Raw genomic sequence first — 18,672 nt, 5'->3', positions numbered from 1 at the left:
ACTGATTGCTGCTGTTTTAACGCGCCAAGTTGCTCTAACCCCGAGGTCATGAATCTTTGAAACCCTACCCTATTCATTGCGTGTCGATTGTTATTCCGGTCTTCAACGAACAAGAGAGCCTGCCTGAATTGCTGCGTCGCACCACCGCAGCCTGCAAGCAACTGGCCTACGAATACGAAATCATCCTGGTGGATGACGGTAGTCGCGACAACTCGGCCCAACTGTTGGAAGACGCCGCTGCTGAAGATGGCAGCAACGTGGTGGCGGTAATCCTCAACCGCAACTATGGCCAACATGCGGCGATCATGGCCGGTTTCGAGCAGTGCCAGGGCGAAGTGGTGATTACCCTCGACGCCGACCTGCAGAACCCGCCCGAAGAAATCCCGCGCCTGGTCGAACAGGCCGCCCTCGGTTACGACGTGGTCGCCACCGTGCGTAACAATCGCCAGGACTCGGCCTTTCGTCGCTGGCCTTCGCGCCTGATCAACCTGGCCGTGCAGCGCTCCACCGGCGTGGCCATGACCGACTACGGCTGCATGCTGCGCGCCTATCGCCGCACCATCGTCGACGCCATGCTCGCCTGCCGCGAACGCAGCACGTTTATCCCGATCCTGGCCAACGGCTTTGCCCGTCACACCACGGAAATCCTCGTGCACCACGCCGAGCGTGAACACGGCGAATCGAAATACAGCGCCATGCGCCTGATCAGCCTGATGTTCGACCTGCTGACCTGCATGACCACCACCCCGCTGCGCCTGCTCTCCATCGTTGGCTTCAGCCTCGCGGCGCTGGGCATGCTGTTCGCCGTGGCCTTGATCGTCCTGCGCCTCGCCTTCGGTGCTGACTGGGCCGGCGACGGCATGTTCGTGCTGTTCGCGGTGCTGTTCGTGTTCACCGGCGGCCAGTTCATCGGCATGGGCCTTTTGGGTGAATACCTGGGCCGCATGTACAGCGATGTACGCGCCCGCCCACGCTTCTTTATTGAAAAAGTGCTGCGCAACCAACCGGCAGCACCGGCACCGGTGGTCGTCGTTGACGGCCTGGTGTCCTCCCATACCACCACTACTTCTCCTTCCGATCAGGTTTCGTCATGAATTCAAAAGCCGTTGTCTTCGCTTACCACGATATTGGCTGTGCAGGCATCGAAGCCCTGCTGACTGCCGGTTACGACATTGCTGCCGTGTTCACCCATGCCGATGACCCCAAGGAAAACAATTTCTACGGCTCCGTCGCGCAACTCTGTGCCCGCAACGGGATACCTGTGCATGCGCCGGAAGATGCCAACCACCCGCTTTGGATTGAGCGCATTGCCAAGCTGAACCCGGCGTTCATCTTCTCCTTCTACTACCGCAACCTGCTGAGCGAAGCCCTGCTGGCCACCGCCAGCCAGGGCGCGTTCAACCTGCATGGCTCGCTGCTGCCCAAATACCGTGGCCGCGCTCCAGCCAACTGGGTGCTGGTCAAGGGCGAAACCGAAACCGGCGTGACCCTGCACCGCATGGTCAAACGTGCCGATGCCGGCGCGATCCTCGCCCAGCAAAAAGTCGCCATCGAGCGCGACGACACCGGCCTGACCTTGCACGCAAAACTGCGTGACGCCGCCAGCAGCCTGCTGCGCGACGCGCTGCCGCAACTGGCCCAAGGCAAACTGAGCGAAACCGCCCAGGACGAAAGCCAGGCCACTTACTTCGGTCGCCGCACCGCCGCTGACGGCAAGCTGGACTGGAAAAAACCGGCTGAAGAGCTGTTCAACCTGGTTCGCGCTGTCACTCAGCCGTACCCGGGCGCTTTCTGCGCCGTGGGCGAGCACAAACTGATCGTGTGGCAGGCCGAAGTCGTCAAAGGCAACGAAGGCCTGGCGCCGGGCCGTGTCATCAGCGTCAACCCGCTGCGCATTGCCTGCGGTGAAGACTCCCTGGTGGTCAAGTTCGGTCAGCGCAACGATAACGGCCTGTACCTGGCCGGCCCGTCCCTGGCCAATGAGCTGGGCCTGGTGGACGGTTCCGTCCTGCGCGGCGCCGAGTCGGGCCGCAAGCCACGCCGTACCCGCGTGCTGATCCTCGGCGTGAACGGCTTTATCGGTAACCATCTGTCCGAGCGCCTGCTGCGTGACGACCGTTACGAAGTCTACGGCCTGGACATCGGCTCCGACGCCATCGAGCGCCTGCGCAGCCACCCCAACTTCCATTATGTGGAAGGCGATATCAGCATTCACACCGAGTGGATCGAGTACCACATCAAGAAGTGCGACGTGGTCCTGCCGCTGGTGGCCATCGCCACGCCGATCGAATACACCCGCAACCCGCTGCGCGTGTTCGAGCTGGACTTCGAAGAAAACCTCAAGCTGGTGCGCTACTGCGTCAAGTACAACAAGCGCGTGATCTTCCCGTCGACTTCCGAAGTCTATGGCATGTGCCAGGACCAGTACTTCGATGAAGACACCTCCAACCTGGTGGTCGGCCCGGTCAACAAGCAACGCTGGATCTACTCGGTCTCCAAGCAACTGCTGGACCGCGTGATCTGGGCCTACGGCGCCAAAGGACTGAACTTCACCCTGTTCCGTCCCTTCAACTGGATGGGCCCACGCCTCGATCGCCTGGATTCGGCGCGTATCGGCAGCTCCCGTGCGATCACCCAGCTGATCCTCAACCTGGTGGAAGGCACACCTATCCGCCTGTTCGACGGTGGTGAGCAGAAACGCTGCTTCACCGATATCGCCGATGGCATCGAAGCCCTGGCGCGCATCATTGATAACGACAACGATGCCTGCAACGGCCAGATCATCAACATTGGCAACCCGGAAAACGAAGCGAGCATCCGCCAGTTGGGCGAAGAGCTGCTGCGTCAGTTCGAAGCGCACCCGCTGCGCGGCAACTTCCCTCCGTTCGCCGGTTTCCGCGACGTGGAAAGCAAGGCGTTCTACGGTACCGGTTACCAGGACGTGGCGCACCGCAAGCCAAGCATCGAAAACGCCAAGCGCCTGCTGAACTGGGAGCCAACCGTGGAGATGAGCGAGACCATCGGCAACACCCTGGATTTCTTCTTGCGTGAAGCAATGCTCGAAATCGCGGACAAGAAGTAATGAAAGCAGGCCTTCGCATCGACGTCGACACCTACCGAGGCACCCGTGAAGGTGTGCCCCGGTTGCTCGAGTCCCTGGATGACGCCTCGGTGAAAGCGACGTTCTTCTTCAGTGTCGGGCCGGACAACATGGGGCGCCACTTGTGGCGCCTGATCCGCCCGCAGTTCCTGTGGAAGATGCTGCGTTCCAATGCTGCCGGCCTGTATGGCTGGGACATCCTGCTGGCCGGGACCGCCTGGCCGGGCAAGCCGATCGGCCGCGACCTGGGGCACTTGATGCGCCAGGCCAAGGCCGCCGGGCATGAAGTCGGTTTGCACGCATGGGATCACCATGGCTGGCAGGCCAACACAGGGCGCTGGAGCGAAGCACAGCTGATCGAACAGGTTCGCCTTGGCGTCGACACGTTGAGCGACATCCTCGGTGAGCGCATCGACTGTTCCGCGGCCGCCGGTTGGCGCGCCGATGAGCGCGTGGTGCAAGCCAAGCAAGGTTTCAACTTTCGCTACAACAGCGATTGTCGGGGCACCAGCCTGTTCAGGCCGACACTGGCCGATGGCAGCGCGGGCACCCCACAGATTCCGGTCGACCTGCCGACCTTCGACGAAGTCGTCGGGCCGGTGGTGGCCGCCAAGGATTTCAACGGGTACATCCTCGACCGCTTCGCGGCGTCGAAGCTCAACGTCTACACGATCCACGCAGAAGTCGAAGGGATTCTGATGGCCAATGATTTCCGCCAGTTGCTCGCCCAGGCAGGGCAGCGCGGCATTGAATTCACTCCGCTGGGCGACTTGTTGCCGGCGGACCTGGCCACCCTGCCCCAGCAACACCTGGTGCGCGGCGCCCTAAGCGGCCGTGAGGGTTGGCTCGGAGTGCAGCAGGCATGATCCGCCGTTGGGCATTGCCCCTGCTCCTGTTGGCGTTCGGCCTGTTTTATCTGTTGCCGCTGGCCACCCATGGCCTGTGGATTCCGGATGAAACCCGCTATGCGCAAATCAGCCAGGAAATGCTGCTGACCGGCAAGTGGGCCTCGCCGCACTTCATGGGCATCCGTTATTTCGAAAAACCCGCCGCTGGCTACTGGATGATCGCGCTCGGCCAGGCGATCTTCGGGCAGAATCTGTTCGGTGTGCGCGCAGCGTCAGCCTTGAGCACTGGCTTGAGCATCCTGCTGGTGTACGCCGTGTCGCGCCGGTTGTGGAATGACCGGCAAAAAAGCCTGATCAGTACCGTGCTGTACATGAGCTTTGTCAGCGTCGCGGCGCTGGGCGGTTACGCCAATCTGGACCCGCAGTTCACCTTCTGGGTCAACCTGACCGGCGTGGCCCTGTGGTTCTGCTTCGACAGCGTCACCCGCAGCGGCCGTTTGTGGTCGTGGGCATTGCTGGGGCTTGCCTGCGGCATGGGCTTCATGACCAAGGGTTTTCTGGCGTGGTTGCTGCCGGTTTTGATCGCCCTACCCTACGCGATCTGGCAGAAGCGTTTGCGTGAACTGCTCGGTTACGGCCTGGTTGCCGTGGCCGTGGCGATTATCGTCAGCCTGCCGTGGGCACTCGCTGTGCACCTGCAGGAACCGGATTACTGGAACTTCTTCTTCTGGCACGAGCATATCCAGCGCTTTGCCGGTGACGACGCCCAGCACGCCGAGCCGTTCTGGTACTACCTGCCGCTGCTGGTTGCGTTCAGCCTGCCGTGGGTGGCGCTGCTGCCCTCGACGTTCAAACAGGCGTGGCTGGCAAAACGCACGCCGCACATCGGCTTCCTGCTGTTGTGGTTGCTGATGCCCCTGGCGTTCTTCAGCCTGGCCAAGGGCAAGCTGCCGTCCTACATCATGCCTTGCCTGTTGCCGCTGGCCTTGCTGATGGGCCATGCCCTGGCCGACAAACTGGCCGAGGGTCGTGGCCGTGCACTGCGAATCAATGGCTGGCTGAACCTGATCCTGGGTGTCGTAGCATTGCTCGCGCTGACCTGGCTCCAACTGAAAAAACCGGTGTACGAGCACGGCCACGAAATCGTCAGCCTGCTGCTGGTATTCAACTTCCTGCTCGGCTGGATCATCGTCAACCTGCTGCAGGCTGCCCGACCGTTGCAGCTGTGGGCTGCGCCCGCGATCGGCAGTTGGTTGCTGGTGGCGATGGTGCCTGCTGCCTTGCCGCACTCGGTGGTCTACAACAAGACCCCCGATCAATTCATCATCGATCACCTGCAGGAACTCAAACCCGCGACCGCCTTGCTGAGCAATGACCTCGGTGCGGCATCGGCCCTCGCGTGGCGCCTGCAACGGCCCGACGTGACCCTCTACAACACCGTTGGCGAAGTGAAATACGGCCTCGCCTACCCCGATGCTACCGCGCGCAAGGTCGACATGCCGCAGGTCCAGCAATGGATGAGCGAGGCGCGTAAGCACGGCCCGGTCGGCGTGGTGATGCGGGTCAAGGGTGACGACGAGGTCGCGGAAGTGAACCTGCTGCCCCAGGACGGCCAGCGTTATGAGCAAGGCAATATCGTAATCCTGATCTTCCCGCAGGCCGCGCCATGATCACCCTGATCCTGCTATTGGCTGCCTGCCTGCTCACCTGCATGGGCCAGGTCTCGCAAAAGTTCGCCGTGGAAAGCTGGCGCGACCAGCCAAGCGGCCTGGCGCTGAAACTGCGCTCACCGTGGCTATGGGCGGCGCTGCTGTGCCTGGGCTTCGGCCTCCTGGTGTGGCTGCTGGTGTTGCAGCGCCTGGAAGTCGGGATTGCCTATCCGATGCTCAGTCTTAACTTTGTGCTGGTCACGCTGATGGCGCGCTTTGTGTTCAAGGAACACATCGACAGCCGCCATTGGCTGGGCGTGGTGCTGGTGATTGCCGGTGTCGTGCTGCTGGGGCGCCAGGTATGAGCCGGGTACGCGGGTTTACCCTGGCCATGGGCAGCGTCGGCCTGGTCAGTGCCGCCCAGTTGGGCATGCGCTGGAGCATGACGCGCCTGCCGCTGCCCAACGAATGGCTCAGTGTGCAAATCGATCTCGGCGCGTTGGGCGTGGTGATCCTGGCGATCTTCGCCTACGCACTGTCGATGCTCTGCTGGCTCGGCGCGCTCAAACACCTGCCGCTGGGTCGTGCGTACTCGCTGCTGAGCATCAGCTATGCGCTGGTGTACCTGCTGGCGGCCAGCCTGCCGGTCTTCAACGAACACTTTTCGCTTTCAAAAACCCTGGGGGTGGCCTTGGTCATCCTCGGTGTGCTGGTCATCAACTCTCGTCGTGCTAGCGCTACAAGTCCCAGGAATGCCCCATGAAAATCAGTGTATTTGGTAGTGGTTACGTCGGTCTGGTACAGGCCACCGTATTAGCCGAAGTCGGTCACGATGTCATCTGCATGGACGTTGATCAAAACAAGGTCAAGCTGCTGCAGCAGGGCCATGTGAGCATCTTCGAGCCGGGATTGGCCGCGATGGTCAAGGAGAACCTGGAAAGCGGGCGACTGCATTTCACCTTTGATGAAAAGCTCGCTGTCGAACACGGCGAAGTGCTGTTCATCGCCGTGGGCACGCCGTCGGATGAAGACGGCTCGGCCGACCTGAAATACGTGCTGTCGGTGGGCGATGCGGTGGCCCGCCATCGGGTCGAACCGGCGATCCTGGTGGAAAAATCCACCGTGCCCGTCGGCACCGGTGACACCCTGCGCGCGCACATCGAAAAGGCCCTGCACCTGGCTGGCCGGCACCTGGAGTTCGATATCGTCTCCAACCCGGAATTCCTCAAGGAAGGTTCGGCGGTTGCCGACTGCCGCCGCCCGGACCGCATCATCATCGGCTGCGAACGCGAAGAAGTGCGTGACGTGATGCGCGACCTCTACGCGCCGTTCAACCGCAACCACGACCGCATCATCTTCATGGACCTGCGCAGCGCAGAGCTGACCAAGTACGCCGCCAACTGCATGCTGGCTACCAAGATCAGCTTTATCAACCAGATCGCCGAGCTGGCCGAACACCTGGGTGCGGACATCGAAGCAGTGCGCCTGGGGATTGGTGCCGACTCGCGGATCGGCTACCACTTTATCTACCCCGGCTGCGGTTACGGCGGTTCGTGTTTCCCCAAGGACATGCGTGCCCTGATCCACAGCGCCAAGCAGGCCAACTGCTCCAGCGACCTGCTGGAGGCCGTTGAAGCGATCAACCAGCGCCAGAAGAGCAAGCTGTTCGAACGAGTCAACGCATTCTTCCAGGGCAACCTGCGCGGCAAGACCTTCGCCCTGTGGGGCCTGGCCTTCAAGCCCAATACCGATGACATGCGCGACGCCCCCAGCCGCGTACTGATGGAAGCCCTGTGGGCCGCCGGCGCCGACGTGCGCGCGTTTGACCCGGAAGCCATGCAGGAAACCCAGCGGATTTACGCCGACGAATCCCGGCTGATGCTGATGGGTACGCCGGAGTCCACCTTGAGTGGCGCCGACGCGCTGATCGTCTGCACCGAGTGGCAACAGTTCAAGGCGCCGGACTTCGACCTGATCCACCAGCGCCTGAAAAACCCGGTGATCTTCGACGGCCGCAACCTCTACGACGGCGAACGCCTGGCGCGCAAAGGCTTCCAGTACTACCCAATGGGCCGTGGCGACTCCTGCCAGTTGCCGATACCCCAGCAGCAATGGGTACCGCAGGTTGTGGAAGCCTGAGACGTGAACAAAGCGCAACCGCCTCTGCTCACAGCAACGATTCGCCGACAGTCCCTCGGATTGGGGCTGTTGGCGTTGCTGCTGTTTATCGCCGGCAACTGGCACCAGGCAATTATCGGCTTTGACTCGCGCTTCGTGGTGTTTGCCCAGGAGATGCTGCGCCACGGGCCAGGCTTTTTCCCCACGACGTACGGGCAGCCCTATGCGGATTACCTGGCGACCTCGACGCTGATGACCTGGCTGCTGTCCTTGCCCCTGGGCCAGGTCACCAGTTTTACCGCCTGGCTGCCGACCTCGATCGCGTCGGCGCTGATCGTCACGCTGGTGTACCGCCTGACGGCGCCCTATTCCCCGCGCTGGGGCCTGTTGAGCGTGGCAATGTTGCTGCTCAGCAGCACGTTTATCAGCGAAACCCGCGCGGTGTCGCTGGACCAGATGCTCGCGGCAGTCGCCCTCGCGGTGTTTTACCTCGGTTACGCCCATGATCACTTTGGCGCCGGCAAACGCCTGCACTGGGTGTACCTGTTGCTGATTGTCGGCTTTGCGATTCGCGGGCCGATCGGCCTGGTGATTCCAACCGGTGTGTTGTGCAGCTATTACTTGATCAACCGGCAATGGCGCCAGCTGTTCAGCTTCGGCCTGTTGGCCCTGGCGTTGCTCGGGGCGTGTGTGGGGCTGCTGTTGCTGCTGGCCAAGCTCAGTGGTGGCGAAGACTTCATGCAGGACGTGATCCGCATGCAGTTCCTCGGGCGCATGGATGGCAGCGAAGGCTCCAGCAGTGTGTTGTATTACTTCACCAGTTCCCTGGGCAATTACGCCCTGGCCTACCCGGTGGCCCTGCTGGTGCTGCTGGCGGTGGCGCTGGGCGGACGTCGCGCGCCGGACCCGGCGTTGAAGCTGGTGCTGTATTGCGCAGCGGCGGGTTTGCTGGTGATGCTCGGCCTGTCGGTTCCCCAGGCGAAAAAAGCCCGCTATGTGCTGCCGATGTTGCCCATGGCGGCGATTATTGCGGCGTATCCGTTCCAGGTGGCACAAGGGCGAATGTTTGCCTGGCTGCGTGGCTTGATGCTGGGTGTCTGGACGTTGTTACCGGCGCTGTTGGCGATCGGGCTGATAGTGGCGCGGCGGCGTTACCCAGAGCAACTGGGCAGCCTTCAGTTGATCTTCGGGATACTTGGCGTGCTCCAGGTCCTCGCGCTGCTGGCATTGTTCAAATCACGGCTACGCCCGGCAGGCCCGGCGTTGGCAGCGGTGCTGGCGCTATGGACGACTTACATCGTGGTGGTCGAGCCGCTGGAGCGCAGCCTCTATGACACCCGCACATTCAGCTTGAACGTCCAGGCTCACATCAAGCAGGAACCCGCTCCCGTGGTATTGCACGCCTTGGGCAAGGATGCGAAAGCCATCAAGTTCATGGTCAACCTCGATTGCGACCGGGTGCCGCTGTTTACCCAGCTGCCCGCCGACCTCGCGCCCTTGCAGGGGCCGGCGTGGGTGGTGATGAGCGAAGCAGACTTCGAAGGTTTGAAGGACCCTAGATTCAGCGCTATCACCCCAACGTTCACCGGTGAGTTCGACAAGAATCCCTACGTACTGCTGCACTTGGGCAAAACCGTGCAACCCTGACTCACTCCATTATTTTTGCACTCAACCTTCATTAATATGCATTGGCGCCCCTGGATCAGGGGCGGCACACTGCGCAGTGTTCCTCCCCCAAATGTTGGAACTTTCAAAGGGCTTCTCAGGGAAACCAGGCAAGCCTTTTTTTTCGCCCGCTGTTTATGGACCGATTTTCAATGCTCGCTCGCTGGTTACCCGCTGCCATCAATACCCGTCCCGCCGAATGGAGTCGCGCCGCCATCGGCATGGCCTTGGGCACTCTGCTCAGTGTGTGGCTGTGCGCCCAAGTGTTTGGCATGGAGGTCGCCCTGCACTTGCTGGGTCCGCTGGGGGCTTCCGCCGTGCTGCTGTTTGCGGTGTCATCCGGCGCGCTGGCCCAGCCGTGGTCGATCATCGGCAGCTACCTGTGCGCGGCGGTGGTTGCGCTGTTGGTCGCGCGGGTGCTGGGGCGCACCCTGGGCAGTGCCTGCATGGCGGCGGGCATGACGGTTATCCTGATCTGCTGGCTGCGTTGCCTGCATCCGCCGGCCGGAGGCCTGGCCATGACCTTGGTGCTGGCCGATCCCGCCTCCGTCGCGCTGGGTTGGCAGGAACTGCCAGCGGTGATGCTTGGCGCAGGTGCCTTGCTGGTGTGCGCGCTGGCCTACAACAATGTCACCCGCACGCGGTATCCCAAGGGCGCCGTTGAATCCCCGCCGTTGCTCTTCCCTGACGCCAATGCGGCGCAGGACCCCGCCATCACCGCCGTCGATCTGAAACTGGCCCTGGCCGACATGGAGCAATTCTACGACATCGAGCCCTCTGAGCTGGAGCACTTGATCCACACCGCCGAAGGCCACGCACGGCGCCGCAGTATTGGGCAAGTGCTGGCGAGTCGCGTGGCGTAGAGCGTTCGCGACCAATGGTGCGGTGGCTGACTGGCGATGACTCGAGAGCCAGCTAGGGTTGTACAAATCGCTTTTGGCCTGATCCGCACTTCTGCATAAATGCAAAAACGACCTGCATGATTCCGGGTTGTACTGGGCAAATTTGCACTGGTACGATCACGAGAAGGTTCGCCCGCGAACATCTTGATAAAGAACAATAAAAGCAGGGAGTTACAGATGACTGCTCAGGTTTCATCCGAGGCAAGCCAGGCCGACAATCTTCAGGACGAAGTATTGGCCGACGTCCGCAACCATATTGGCCACCTCACCCTCAATCGCCCCGCCGGCTTGAATGCCATCACGCTGGACATGGTCCGCAGCCTGACCCGTCATTTGCAGGCCTGGGCCGATGACCCACAGGTTTACGCGGTGGTCCTGCGCGGGGCGGGTGAAAAAGCCTTCTGCGCCGGCGGCGATATCCGTTCCCTCTACGACAGCTTCAAGAACGGTGACACGCTGCACGAGGATTTCTTCGTCGAGGAATACGCCCTCGATCTGGCCATCCACCATTACCGCAAACCAGTGTTGGCATTGATGGACGGGTTTGTCCTGGGCGGCGGCATGGGCCTGGTGCAAGGCGCGGATTTGCGCGTGGTCACCGAGCGCAGCCGTCTGGCGATGCCGGAAGTGGCTATCGGCTACTTCCCTGACGTGGGCGGCAGCTATTTCCTGCCGCGCATTCCGGGGGAACTGGGCATCTACCTGGGCGTCACCGGCGTGCAGATCCGTGCCGCTGACGCGCTGTATTGCGGGCTGGCGGACTGGTACCTGGACAGTGCCAAGCTGGCAGACCTGGACCAGAAGCTCGATCGCCTGGCCTGGCAGGACTCCCCGCTCAAGGACCTGCAAGGCGTGCTGGCCAAGCTCGCCGTGCAACAACTGCCCGACGCCCCGCTGGAGGCCTTGCGCCCGGCCATCGACCACTTTTTCGCCTTGCCGGACGTGCCAAGCATGGTCGAGCAACTGCAAGAAGTCACGGTGGCTGACAGCCATCAATGGGCCATGAATACTGCCCACCTGATGCAAACCCGCTCGCCCCTGGCCATGGGCGTGACCCTGGAAATGCTCCGTCGTGGTCGGCGCCTGCCGCTGGAACAATGCTTTGCCCTGGAACTGCACCTGGACCGTCAGTGGTTCAAGCGTGGCGACCTGATCGAAGGCGTCCGCGCCCTGATCATCGACAAGGACAAGGCCCCGCGCTGGAACCCGCCGACGCTCCATGGGCTGGACGCCACCCATGTCGAGAGCTTCTTCCACAACTTCACCCAGGTTACGAACTAAGCCATGCAAGATATTGAATACACAGAAGAACAAGTGATGATTCGTGACATGGCGCGTGACTTCGCCCGTGGCGAAATCGCCCCCCACGCCCAGGCCTGGGAAAAAGCCGGCTGGATTGACGACGCCCTCGTCGCGAAGATGGGTGAACTGGGCCTGCTAGGCATGGTGGTCCCGGAAGAATGGGGCGGCACCTACGTCGATTACGTCGCGTACGCCTTGGCGGTGGAAGAGATTTCCGCCGGTGATGGCGCCACGGGCGCGCTGATGAGTATCCATAATTCAGTGGGTTGCGGGCCGATCCTCAACTACGGCTCACTCGAACAGAAACAAACCTGGCTCGCGGACCTTGCCAGCGGCCAAGCGATTGGTTGCTTCTGCCTGACCGAACCCCAGGCCGGCTCCGAAGCCCACAACCTGCGCACCCGCGCCGAACTGCGTGATGGCCAGTGGGTAATCAATGGCGCCAAGCAGTTTGTCAGCAACGGCAAGCGAGCCAAACTGGCGATTGTGTTTGCGGTGACCGACCCTGAGTTGGGCAAGAAGGGTATCTCAGCGTTCCTGGTGCCTACCGACACCCCAGGGTTTGTGGTGGATCGCACCGAACACAAAATGGGCATTCGCGCGTCGGACACCTGCGCCGTCACGCTCAACCAATGCACCGTGCCCGAGGCCAACCTGTTGGGTGAGCGCGGCAAAGGGCTGGCGATTGCGCTGTCGAACCTCGAAGGCGGCCGTATCGGCATTGCCGCCCAGGCCCTCGGTATCGCCCGCGCCGCGTTTGAAGCCGCGCTGGCCTATGCCCGTGACCGGGTACAATTCGACAAGGCAATCATCGAGCACCAGAGCGTGGCCAACCTGTTGGCCGACATGCAAACCAGGCTGAATGCCGCGCGGTTGCTGATCCTGCACGCCGCACGCCTGCGCAGCGCCGGTAAGCCATGCCTGTCGGAAGCGTCCCAGGCCAAGCTGTTCGCCTCGGAAATGGCCGAAAAGGTCTGCTCCTCGGCGATGCAGATTCATGGCGGGTATGGGTACCTGGAGGATTACCCGGTGGAGCGCTACTACCGGGATGCGCGGATCACGCAGATTTACGAAGGGACCAGCGAGATTCAGCGGATGGTGATTGCCAGGGAGCTGAAGAACTACCAGCTGTAATAGAAGACTGATCGTTCCCACGCTCGGCGTGGGAACGCCGCTCTGGACGCTCTGCGTCCGCTCTTAAAGGCGTGACGCGGAGCGTCACAGGATGCATTCCCACGCGGAGCGTGGGAACGATCGACGATCGAGTAAACGCCCCCGAAGCAGGGTTATTGGTCTTTGAATTCAGGCGCGCGCTTGGCCACGAATGCCGCCATGCCTTCTTTCTGATCCAGCGTGGCAAACGCCGCATGGAATACCCGGCGCTCAAAACGCACGCCTTCCGACAGGCTCACTTCAAACGCACGGTTCACACTTTCCTTGACCATCATGCTGATCGGCACCGACTTGCCGGCAATCAGCGTGGCGACTTTCAGCGCTTCTTCCAGCAGTTCATCCGCTGGTACGATACGCGCGACGATCCCGCAACGCTCCGCTTCCACGGCATCGATGAAGCGCCCGGTCAGGCACATTTCCATGGCCTTGGCCTTGCCCACCGCACGGGTCAGGCGCTGGGTGCCGCCCATGCCCGGCAGCACGCCGAGGTTTATTTCCGGCTGGCCGAACTTGGCGGTGTCGCCGGCCAGGATGAAGTCGCACATCAATGCCAGCTCGCAGCCGCCGCCCAACGCAAACCCGTTGACCGCAGCAATGATCGGCTTGCGGCGGTTGGCCACGCGGTCACTGTCACTGAACAGGTCGTCCAAGTAGATCTGCGGGTACGTCAGCTCGGCCATTTCCTTGATATCAGCGCCGGCAGCGAAGGCTTTTTTCGAGCCCGTCAGTACGATGCAGCCGATTTGCGGGTTGGCTTCCAGGCCATCCAGCGCCTGGTTCAGCTCGCTGACCAGTTGTGCATTCAAGGCATTCAGGGCTTGCGGACGATTAAGGGTAATCAGCCCAACGCGGCCTTGAACGTCGAGCAAAATGGTTTCGTAACTCATGTATCGGCTCCTTAAAGATTGCGTGAGATGACCATGCGTTGAATATCGCTGGTGCCTTCGTAAATCTGGCAGACCCGCACATCGCGGTAGATCCGCTCCAAGGGGAAGTCGCTCAGGTAACCGTAACCGCCCAAGGTTTGCAAGGCGGCCGAGCAGACTTTCTCGGCCATCTCCGAAGCAAATAACTTGGCCATCGAGGCCTCGACCAAGGCTGGCTTGCCGCTGTCACGCAGGGCGGCGGCGTAATGCACCATTTGCCGGGCGACAGCGATTTGCGTGGCCATGTCGGCCAGGCGGAAGGCCACGGCCTGGTGTTCGATCAGCGCTTTGCCGAAGCTTTCGCGCTCGCGCGCATAGTCACGCGCGGCTTCAAATGCGGCGCGGGCCATGCCTACCGATTGCGAGGCGATGCCCACACGGCCACCTTCGAGGTTGGCCAGGGCGATCTTGTAGCCTTCGCCCTCCTCGCCCAAACGGTTGGCCACCGGCACTTTCACGTCTTCAAACAGGATCTGGCAGGTGTCCGAAGCATGCTGGCCGAGCTTGTCCTCAACCCGCGCCACCGTGTAGCCCGGCGAATCCGTCGGCACAATGAATGCGCTGATCCCTCGCTTGCCGGCTGCGGGGTCGGTCACGGCAAACACAATCACGACCCCGGCGTTCTGCCCGGACGTGATGAACTGCTTGCAGCCGTTCAGCACGTAATGGTCGCCTTCAAGGCGCGCGCGGGTTTTCAGGCTGCTGGCATCGGAACCGGCCTGCGGTTCGGTGAGGGCAAAGGCACCGAGCATCGCGCCGCTGGCCAGAGGCTTGAGGAACTGCTCTTTCTGTTGGTCGTTGCCAAACTTGAGGATCGGCACGCAACCCACCGAGTTGTGCACGCTCATGATGGTCGAGCAGGCGCCATCGCCGGCGGCGATCTCCTCCAGGGCCATGGCATAGGCCAGGTAGCCGGTGTCGCAACCGCCCCACTGTTCCGGCACCAGCATGCCGAAAAAGCCCAACTCGGCCATTTCACCGATGGCTTCCTTGGGAAAGCGGTGCTCGCGGTCCCACTCGGCGGCGAACGGCTTCAGGCGTTCCTGGGCAAATTGTCGGGCCGCTTCGCTGATTTGCAATTGTTCGTCATTGGGCAGCATGTTCAATCCTTAATACAGGCATTCGACGGCCATGGCCGTGGCTTCACCGCCGCCGATGCAGATGGCGGCAACGCCACGCTTGAGGCCTTTCTGGCGCAGGGCCGAGAGCAAGGTCACGAGGATGCGTGCGCCGGACGCGCCAATTGGGTGGCCCAAGGCACAGGCACCGCCGTGGATATTGACCTTGCTGTGGGGGATTTCCAGCTTGCTCATGGTCACCAGGCTGACCACGGCGAAGGCTTCGTTGATTTCGAACAGGTCGACTTCGTCCACGTTCCAGCCGGTCTTGCTCATCAGCTTGCGGATCGCCCCCACTGGCGCCACCGGAAACAGTCCCGGCTCGTCGGCAAACGCCGCGTGCCCATGGATCACCGCCAAGGGTTTGAGCCCACGCTTTTGCGCCTCGGACTGACGCATCAGCAGCAAGGCCGCCGCGCCGTCGGAAATCGAGCTGGAGTTGGCCGCCGTCACCGTGCCGCCTTCGCGGAATGCGGGTTTCAGGCTGGCGATCTTGTCCGGTTTGGCTTTGGGTGGCTGTTCGTCATGCAGGATGGTTTTTTGCTCTTTGCCGACTGTGACCTGCACCGGGACGATCTCGGCGGCGAAGCTGCCGTGGGTGATCGCCTCCTGCGCGCGGGTCAACGAGGCAATGGCAAACGCGTCCTGGGCTTCACGGGTAAAGCCGTTATGCAGGGCGCAGTCTTCGGCATAGGTGCCCATCAGGCGGCCCTTGTCGTAGGCATCTTCCAGGCCGTCGAGGAACATATGGTCGAGCACCTTGCCATGGCCCATGCGGTAGCCGCTGCGGGCGCGGTCCAGCAAGTACGGGGCGTTGGACATGCTTTCCATGCCGCCGGCAATCACCACGTCGACACTGCCGGCCAGCAGCGAGTCATGGGCCAGGATGGTCGCTTCCATGCCTGAGCCGCACATCTTGTTGAGGGTGGTACAACGTGTCGCCTTGTCGAGCCCGGCGCCCAGCGCGGCCTGACGCGCAGGCGCCTGGCCCAGGCCGGCCGGCAGCACGCAGCCGAACAACACTTCGTCCACGGCATCGGTGGCAATCCCGGCACGCTCGACGGCGGCGCGAATCGCGGCGGAGCCCAGTTGCGGCGCGGTCAGGCCTTTGAGGTCGCCCTGGAACCCGCCCATGGGCGTGCGTACGGCGCTGACAATAACAATGGGATCGGTCATGAAAAATCCTCCTTACTTGGCCGCCATGCGCAAGGCACCGTCAAGACGGATCACCTCGCCATTGAGCATGCTGTTTTCAATGATGTGCCGCACCAGCGCGGCGTACTCGGCGGGTTTGCCCAGGCGTGGCGGGAACGGCACGCCTGCCGCGAGGGAATCACGCACTTCGGGGGTCATGCCGGCCATCATCGGGGTTTCGAAGATGCCAGGGGCGATGGTCATCACCCGAATGCCAAAGCGCGCCAGTTCCCGCGCGGCGGGCAGTGTCAGGCTGGCAATCGCGCCCTTGGAGGCGGCATACGCGGCTTGGCCGATCTGCCCGTCAAACGCAGCCACCGAGGCAGTGTTGATGATCACGCCGCGCTCGCCGTCAGCATTCGCTTCGGTTTGCGCAATGGCCGCAGCGGCCAGGCGCAGCAGGTTAAAGCTACCGATCAGGTTGACGTTGATCACCTGGGCAAAGCTGGCCAACCCATGGGGGCCGTTCTTGCCGAGGATCTTCTCGCCGCGCACCACGCCGGCGCAGTTCACCAGCCCGTGCAAGCCACCAAAGGCTGCAACGGCGGCTTGCACGGCCGCTTCGGCAGCGGCTTCCTGGCTGATATCGGCCACGGCGCTGCGGGCGTTGTCACCCAGTTGTTTGGCCTTGGCTGCGACAGCGTCGGCATTCAGGTCCACCAGCATCACCTTGGCACCGGCGGCGACGAGCATTTCAGCGGTGGCCGCGCCGAGGCCAGAGGCGCCGCCGCTGACCAGAAAAACCTTGTTTTCAATCTGCATCATTGTTTCCTTAAAAGTGGATCAAGCCACCGCAGCCTGGGCTTTGGCGATTTCCTGATTACGCAAGATAAAGCGTTGCAGCTTGCCGCTCGGGGTCTTGGGCAAGTCACTGACAAATTCGATTTCCCGCGGGTAGGCATGGGCAGCGAGGCGCTTGCGCACGTGTTGGCGCAGCTCCTCGGCCAATTCCGGGGTGGCGCGGTATTGCGCGTTGATCACTACGAAGGCTTTTACCAACTCGGTGCGTTCCGCATCGGGCTTGCCGACCACGGCCGCTTCGATCACGGCCGGGTGTTCGACCAGCGCGCTTTCCACGTCGAACGGGCCCACGCGGTAGCCGGAGGTAGTGATCACATCGTCGCTGCGCCCGACAAAGCTGATGCTGCCGTCGGGGTTCAATTCCACCGTGTCGCCGCTCAAGTAGTACTGGCCGACAAACGCCTTGGTTTTCACGCCGTCATAGCCTGCGAACCAGCACATCGGCGATTGCTCGCGGTCAATGGCGAGAATGCCCGGCACACCGGCAGGCAACTCTTGATGATCGTCGTCGAGCACCACAATGCGGTGGCCTGGCGAGGCAAAGCCCGCAGAGCCGATGTGCACCGGATGCTCCAGGCCATGGTGGTTGCACAGGACCATGCCCAGCTCGGTCTGACCGTAGTGGTCGTGGATGGTCACACCGAGGTTGTCGGCAAACCAGCGGATCACTTCCGGGTTCAGCGGCTCGCCGGCGCTGCTGACGATGCGCAGCTTGCCCTTGATGGAGCGGGCGAACTGTTCGCCCCCGGCAATCAGCAGGCGATACGCAGTCGGCGAGCCAGTCAGGTTGGTAATCGCGTATTTGTTGATCACCCGGCAGGTGCTTTCCAGGGTGAACGGGCCATCGTAGAAGGTAATCGGGTGGCCCATGGACAACGGCCCGGTCACGCCGAAATAGATGCCGTAGGCCCAACCCGGGTCGGCGACGTTCCAGAACGCGTCTTCCGGGCGCAGGTCGACCGCGTCACGGGTGTAGCTCTGGAACGCGACGATCGCTTTGAGCGGCACCGACAGGGCTTTCGACGGGCCGGTGGTGCCTGAGGTGAACATCAACAGAAACGGGTCTTCGGCACCCAGTAACACGGGTTCGCAGAGGTTGGAATAATTAGGCAGTTCGGCCCAGAAACTGAAGTCGCCGCGCACCAGCCCTTCACCCTTGGCGCCAGTGACCGTGACAATAGTCGGGCAGCCTTCCACTTCTGCGAGCTTGGGGCGGTTCACCGCGTCGGTGACCACCAACGCTGCGCCGGAGCTGCTCAAGCGGTGTTCGATGGCCTTGGGGCCGAAGGCGGTAAACAGCGGCTGATACACAGCGCCAATGCGCCAGGTGGCGAACACCACCACCAGCAACTCGGCGGTACGGGGTAACAGCCCCGCCACCTTGTCACCGCGTTTTACGCCCTGGGCCAGCAGGAAATTGGCGAAGCGTGCAGCCTGGTCCTGCAGGTCGCTGAAGGTCGACGTGGCGCTGCGCCCGTCCTTGCTCTCCCAGAACAACGCGATGCGACCGGGCAATGCATGCCGGTCGCAGCATTCGACACAGGCGTTGAGCCCCTGCAGGTTGCCGGCCAAGGCGGCATCAACGGTGTGCTGGTAATCAAACTCGGTGGTGGCAGCCAAATAATCACGCATCGTTTCAAATCCTTGAGTATTGTTATTGTCAGGACGCTTTTCAGGACACGAATCGTGGAAATAGTCGCTCTAGAGCTCTTGAGCGGCAATGGTCAAAGCCATCAACATGGCTGACTGGTTTGGCCAATGCGCTTTAATCATAGACCCCGCCGATCAGCCGGTCGGCCCAAGCGATTGGACGGGTTGCCCGCCAGCTTCTAACCTGAGCGCCTGCGCCACCGAAGAAGCCTTGCGCCAATGATCG

Annotated in this window: 16 protein-coding genes; 11 read left to right on the top strand and 5 right to left on the bottom strand. The window is 62.1% G+C overall.

Annotated features, from left to right (window positions below; all coding sequences use genetic code 11):
* Nucleotides 1-56: 56 nt before the first annotated feature.
* The 11 genes from arnC (at nt 57) to ACR52_RS25025 (ending at nt 12,718) form a co-directional block, all read left to right on the top strand.
* Nucleotides 57-1,094 (top strand): undecaprenyl-phosphate 4-deoxy-4-formamido-L-arabinose transferase, encoded by a 1,038-nt coding sequence (gene arnC / locus ACR52_RS25075; RefSeq protein WP_048730548.1) that lies wholly within the window; start codon nt 57-59, stop codon nt 1,092-1,094.
* Nucleotides 1,091-3,082: a bifunctional UDP-4-amino-4-deoxy-L-arabinose formyltransferase/UDP-glucuronic acid oxidase ArnA gene (gene arnA / locus ACR52_RS25070; RefSeq protein WP_048730547.1), complete on the top strand. Its 1,992-nt coding sequence runs from the start codon at nt 1,091-1,093 to the stop codon at nt 3,080-3,082. The genes arnC and arnA overlap by 4 nt, the downstream gene beginning before the upstream one ends.
* On the top strand, nt 3,082-3,966 hold the full coding sequence (arnD, locus tag ACR52_RS25065) for a 4-deoxy-4-formamido-L-arabinose-phosphoundecaprenol deformylase (RefSeq protein ID WP_048730546.1): 885 nt from the start codon (nt 3,082-3,084) through the stop codon (nt 3,964-3,966). Before arnA ends, arnD begins: the two co-directional genes overlap by 1 nt.
* Nucleotides 3,963-5,618 carry a lipid IV(A) 4-amino-4-deoxy-L-arabinosyltransferase gene (arnT, locus tag ACR52_RS25060; RefSeq protein WP_048730545.1) on the top strand — a complete coding sequence of 552 codons (1,656 nt, stop codon included), beginning with the start codon at nt 3,963-3,965 and terminating at the stop codon, nt 5,616-5,618. The genes arnD and arnT overlap by 4 nt, the downstream gene beginning before the upstream one ends.
* Nucleotides 5,615-5,962, top strand: a complete 348-nt coding sequence (gene arnE, locus ACR52_RS25055) for a 4-amino-4-deoxy-L-arabinose-phosphoundecaprenol flippase subunit ArnE (RefSeq protein ID WP_048730544.1) — start codon at nt 5,615-5,617, stop codon at nt 5,960-5,962. Before arnT ends, arnE begins: the two co-directional genes overlap by 4 nt.
* On the top strand, nt 5,959-6,360 hold the full coding sequence (gene arnF / locus ACR52_RS25050; RefSeq protein WP_048730543.1) for a 4-amino-4-deoxy-L-arabinose-phosphoundecaprenol flippase subunit ArnF: 402 nt from the start codon (nt 5,959-5,961) through the stop codon (nt 6,358-6,360). Before arnE ends, arnF begins: the two co-directional genes overlap by 4 nt.
* On the top strand, nt 6,357-7,736 hold the full coding sequence (locus tag ACR52_RS25045; protein ID WP_048730542.1) for a UDP-glucose dehydrogenase family protein: 1,380 nt from the start codon (nt 6,357-6,359) through the stop codon (nt 7,734-7,736). Before arnF ends, ACR52_RS25045 begins: the two co-directional genes overlap by 4 nt.
* 3 nt (nt 7,737-7,739) lie before the next feature.
* Entirely contained in the window at nt 7,740-9,362 is a 1,623-nt protein-coding gene (locus ACR52_RS25040) for an ArnT family glycosyltransferase (protein ID WP_048730541.1), read from the top strand.
* A gap of 170 nt (nt 9,363-9,532) precedes the next feature.
* On the top strand, nt 9,533-10,243 hold the full coding sequence (locus tag ACR52_RS25035) for an HPP family protein (protein WP_048730540.1): 711 nt from the start codon (nt 9,533-9,535) through the stop codon (nt 10,241-10,243).
* A gap of 216 nt (nt 10,244-10,459) precedes the next feature.
* Entirely contained in the window at nt 10,460-11,563 is a 1,104-nt protein-coding gene (locus tag ACR52_RS25030; protein WP_048730539.1) for an enoyl-CoA hydratase/isomerase family protein, read from the top strand.
* 3 nt (nt 11,564-11,566) lie between these two features.
* On the top strand, nt 11,567-12,718 hold the full coding sequence (locus tag ACR52_RS25025) for an acyl-CoA dehydrogenase family protein (protein ID WP_048730538.1): 1,152 nt from the start codon (nt 11,567-11,569) through the stop codon (nt 12,716-12,718).
* Nucleotides 12,719-12,870: 152 nt separating this feature from the next.
* Here ACR52_RS25025 and ACR52_RS25020 read toward each other — a convergent pair whose 3' ends face one another.
* From ACR52_RS25020 to ACR52_RS25000, 5 genes are read right to left on the bottom strand one after another with little or no spacing between them, the layout of a single operon-like run.
* A complete protein-coding gene (locus ACR52_RS25020; protein WP_048730537.1) occupies nt 12,871-13,644 on the bottom strand; it encodes an enoyl-CoA hydratase in 774 nt (257 codons plus the stop codon).
* Between the two features lie 11 nt (nt 13,645-13,655).
* A complete protein-coding gene (locus ACR52_RS25015) occupies nt 13,656-14,783 on the bottom strand; it encodes an acyl-CoA dehydrogenase (protein ID WP_048730536.1) in 1,128 nt (375 codons plus the stop codon).
* A gap of 9 nt (nt 14,784-14,792) precedes the next feature.
* The gene (locus ACR52_RS25010; protein WP_048730535.1) at nt 14,793-15,977 is read right to left on the bottom strand and encodes an acetyl-CoA C-acyltransferase; all 1,185 of its coding nucleotides are present in this window, start codon (nt 15,975-15,977) and stop codon (nt 14,793-14,795) included.
* A 12-nt stretch (nt 15,978-15,989) separates the two neighbouring features.
* On the bottom strand, nt 15,990-16,757 hold the full coding sequence (locus ACR52_RS25005; protein WP_048730534.1) for an SDR family NAD(P)-dependent oxidoreductase: 768 nt from the start codon (nt 16,755-16,757) through the stop codon (nt 15,990-15,992).
* A 21-nt stretch (nt 16,758-16,778) separates the two neighbouring features.
* Nucleotides 16,779-18,428, bottom strand: coding sequence for an AMP-binding protein (locus tag ACR52_RS25000; RefSeq protein WP_048730532.1), 1,650 nt, complete (start codon nt 18,426-18,428; stop codon nt 16,779-16,781).
* Nucleotides 18,429-18,672 lie beyond the last annotated feature (244 nt).

The sequence above is a fragment of the Pseudomonas fildesensis genome, assembly GCF_001050345.1.
Taxonomy (GTDB): domain Bacteria; phylum Pseudomonadota; class Gammaproteobacteria; order Pseudomonadales; family Pseudomonadaceae; genus Aquipseudomonas; species Aquipseudomonas fildesensis.
The sequence above is the reverse complement of the archived record's forward strand: the minus strand, read 5'-3'. Positions and strand labels throughout refer to the sequence as shown.

Excerpts from the sequence above, each read along its gene's own strand:
- arnA (WP_048730547.1), top strand. The coding sequence starts at position 1,091 with ATGAATTCAAAAGCCGTTGTCTTCGCTTACCACGATATTGGCTGTGCA.
- arnD (WP_048730546.1), top strand. The coding sequence starts at position 3,082 with ATGAAAGCAGGCCTTCGCATCGACGTCGACACCTACCGAGGCACCCGT.
- arnT (WP_048730545.1), top strand. The coding sequence starts at position 3,963 with ATGATCCGCCGTTGGGCATTGCCCCTGCTCCTGTTGGCGTTCGGCCTG.
- arnE (WP_048730544.1), top strand. The coding sequence starts at position 5,615 with ATGATCACCCTGATCCTGCTATTGGCTGCCTGCCTGCTCACCTGCATG.
- arnF (WP_048730543.1), top strand. The coding sequence starts at position 5,959 with ATGAGCCGGGTACGCGGGTTTACCCTGGCCATGGGCAGCGTCGGCCTG.
- ACR52_RS25045 (WP_048730542.1), top strand. The coding sequence starts at position 6,357 with ATGAAAATCAGTGTATTTGGTAGTGGTTACGTCGGTCTGGTACAGGCC.
- ACR52_RS25035 (WP_048730540.1), top strand. The coding sequence starts at position 9,533 with ATGCTCGCTCGCTGGTTACCCGCTGCCATCAATACCCGTCCCGCCGAA.
- ACR52_RS25030 (WP_048730539.1), top strand. The coding sequence starts at position 10,460 with ATGACTGCTCAGGTTTCATCCGAGGCAAGCCAGGCCGACAATCTTCAG.
- ACR52_RS25025 (WP_048730538.1), top strand. The coding sequence starts at position 11,567 with ATGCAAGATATTGAATACACAGAAGAACAAGTGATGATTCGTGACATG.
- ACR52_RS25020 (WP_048730537.1), bottom strand. The coding sequence starts at position 13,644 with ATGAGTTACGAAACCATTTTGCTCGACGTTCAAGGCCGCGTTGGGCTG.
- ACR52_RS25015 (WP_048730536.1), bottom strand. The coding sequence starts at position 14,783 with ATGCTGCCCAATGACGAACAATTGCAAATCAGCGAAGCGGCCCGACAA.
- ACR52_RS25010 (WP_048730535.1), bottom strand. The coding sequence starts at position 15,977 with ATGACCGATCCCATTGTTATTGTCAGCGCCGTACGCACGCCCATGGGC.
- ACR52_RS25005 (WP_048730534.1), bottom strand. The coding sequence starts at position 16,757 with ATGCAGATTGAAAACAAGGTTTTTCTGGTCAGCGGCGGCGCCTCTGGC.
- ACR52_RS25000 (WP_048730532.1), bottom strand. The coding sequence starts at position 18,428 with ATGCGTGATTATTTGGCTGCCACCACCGAGTTTGATTACCAGCACACC.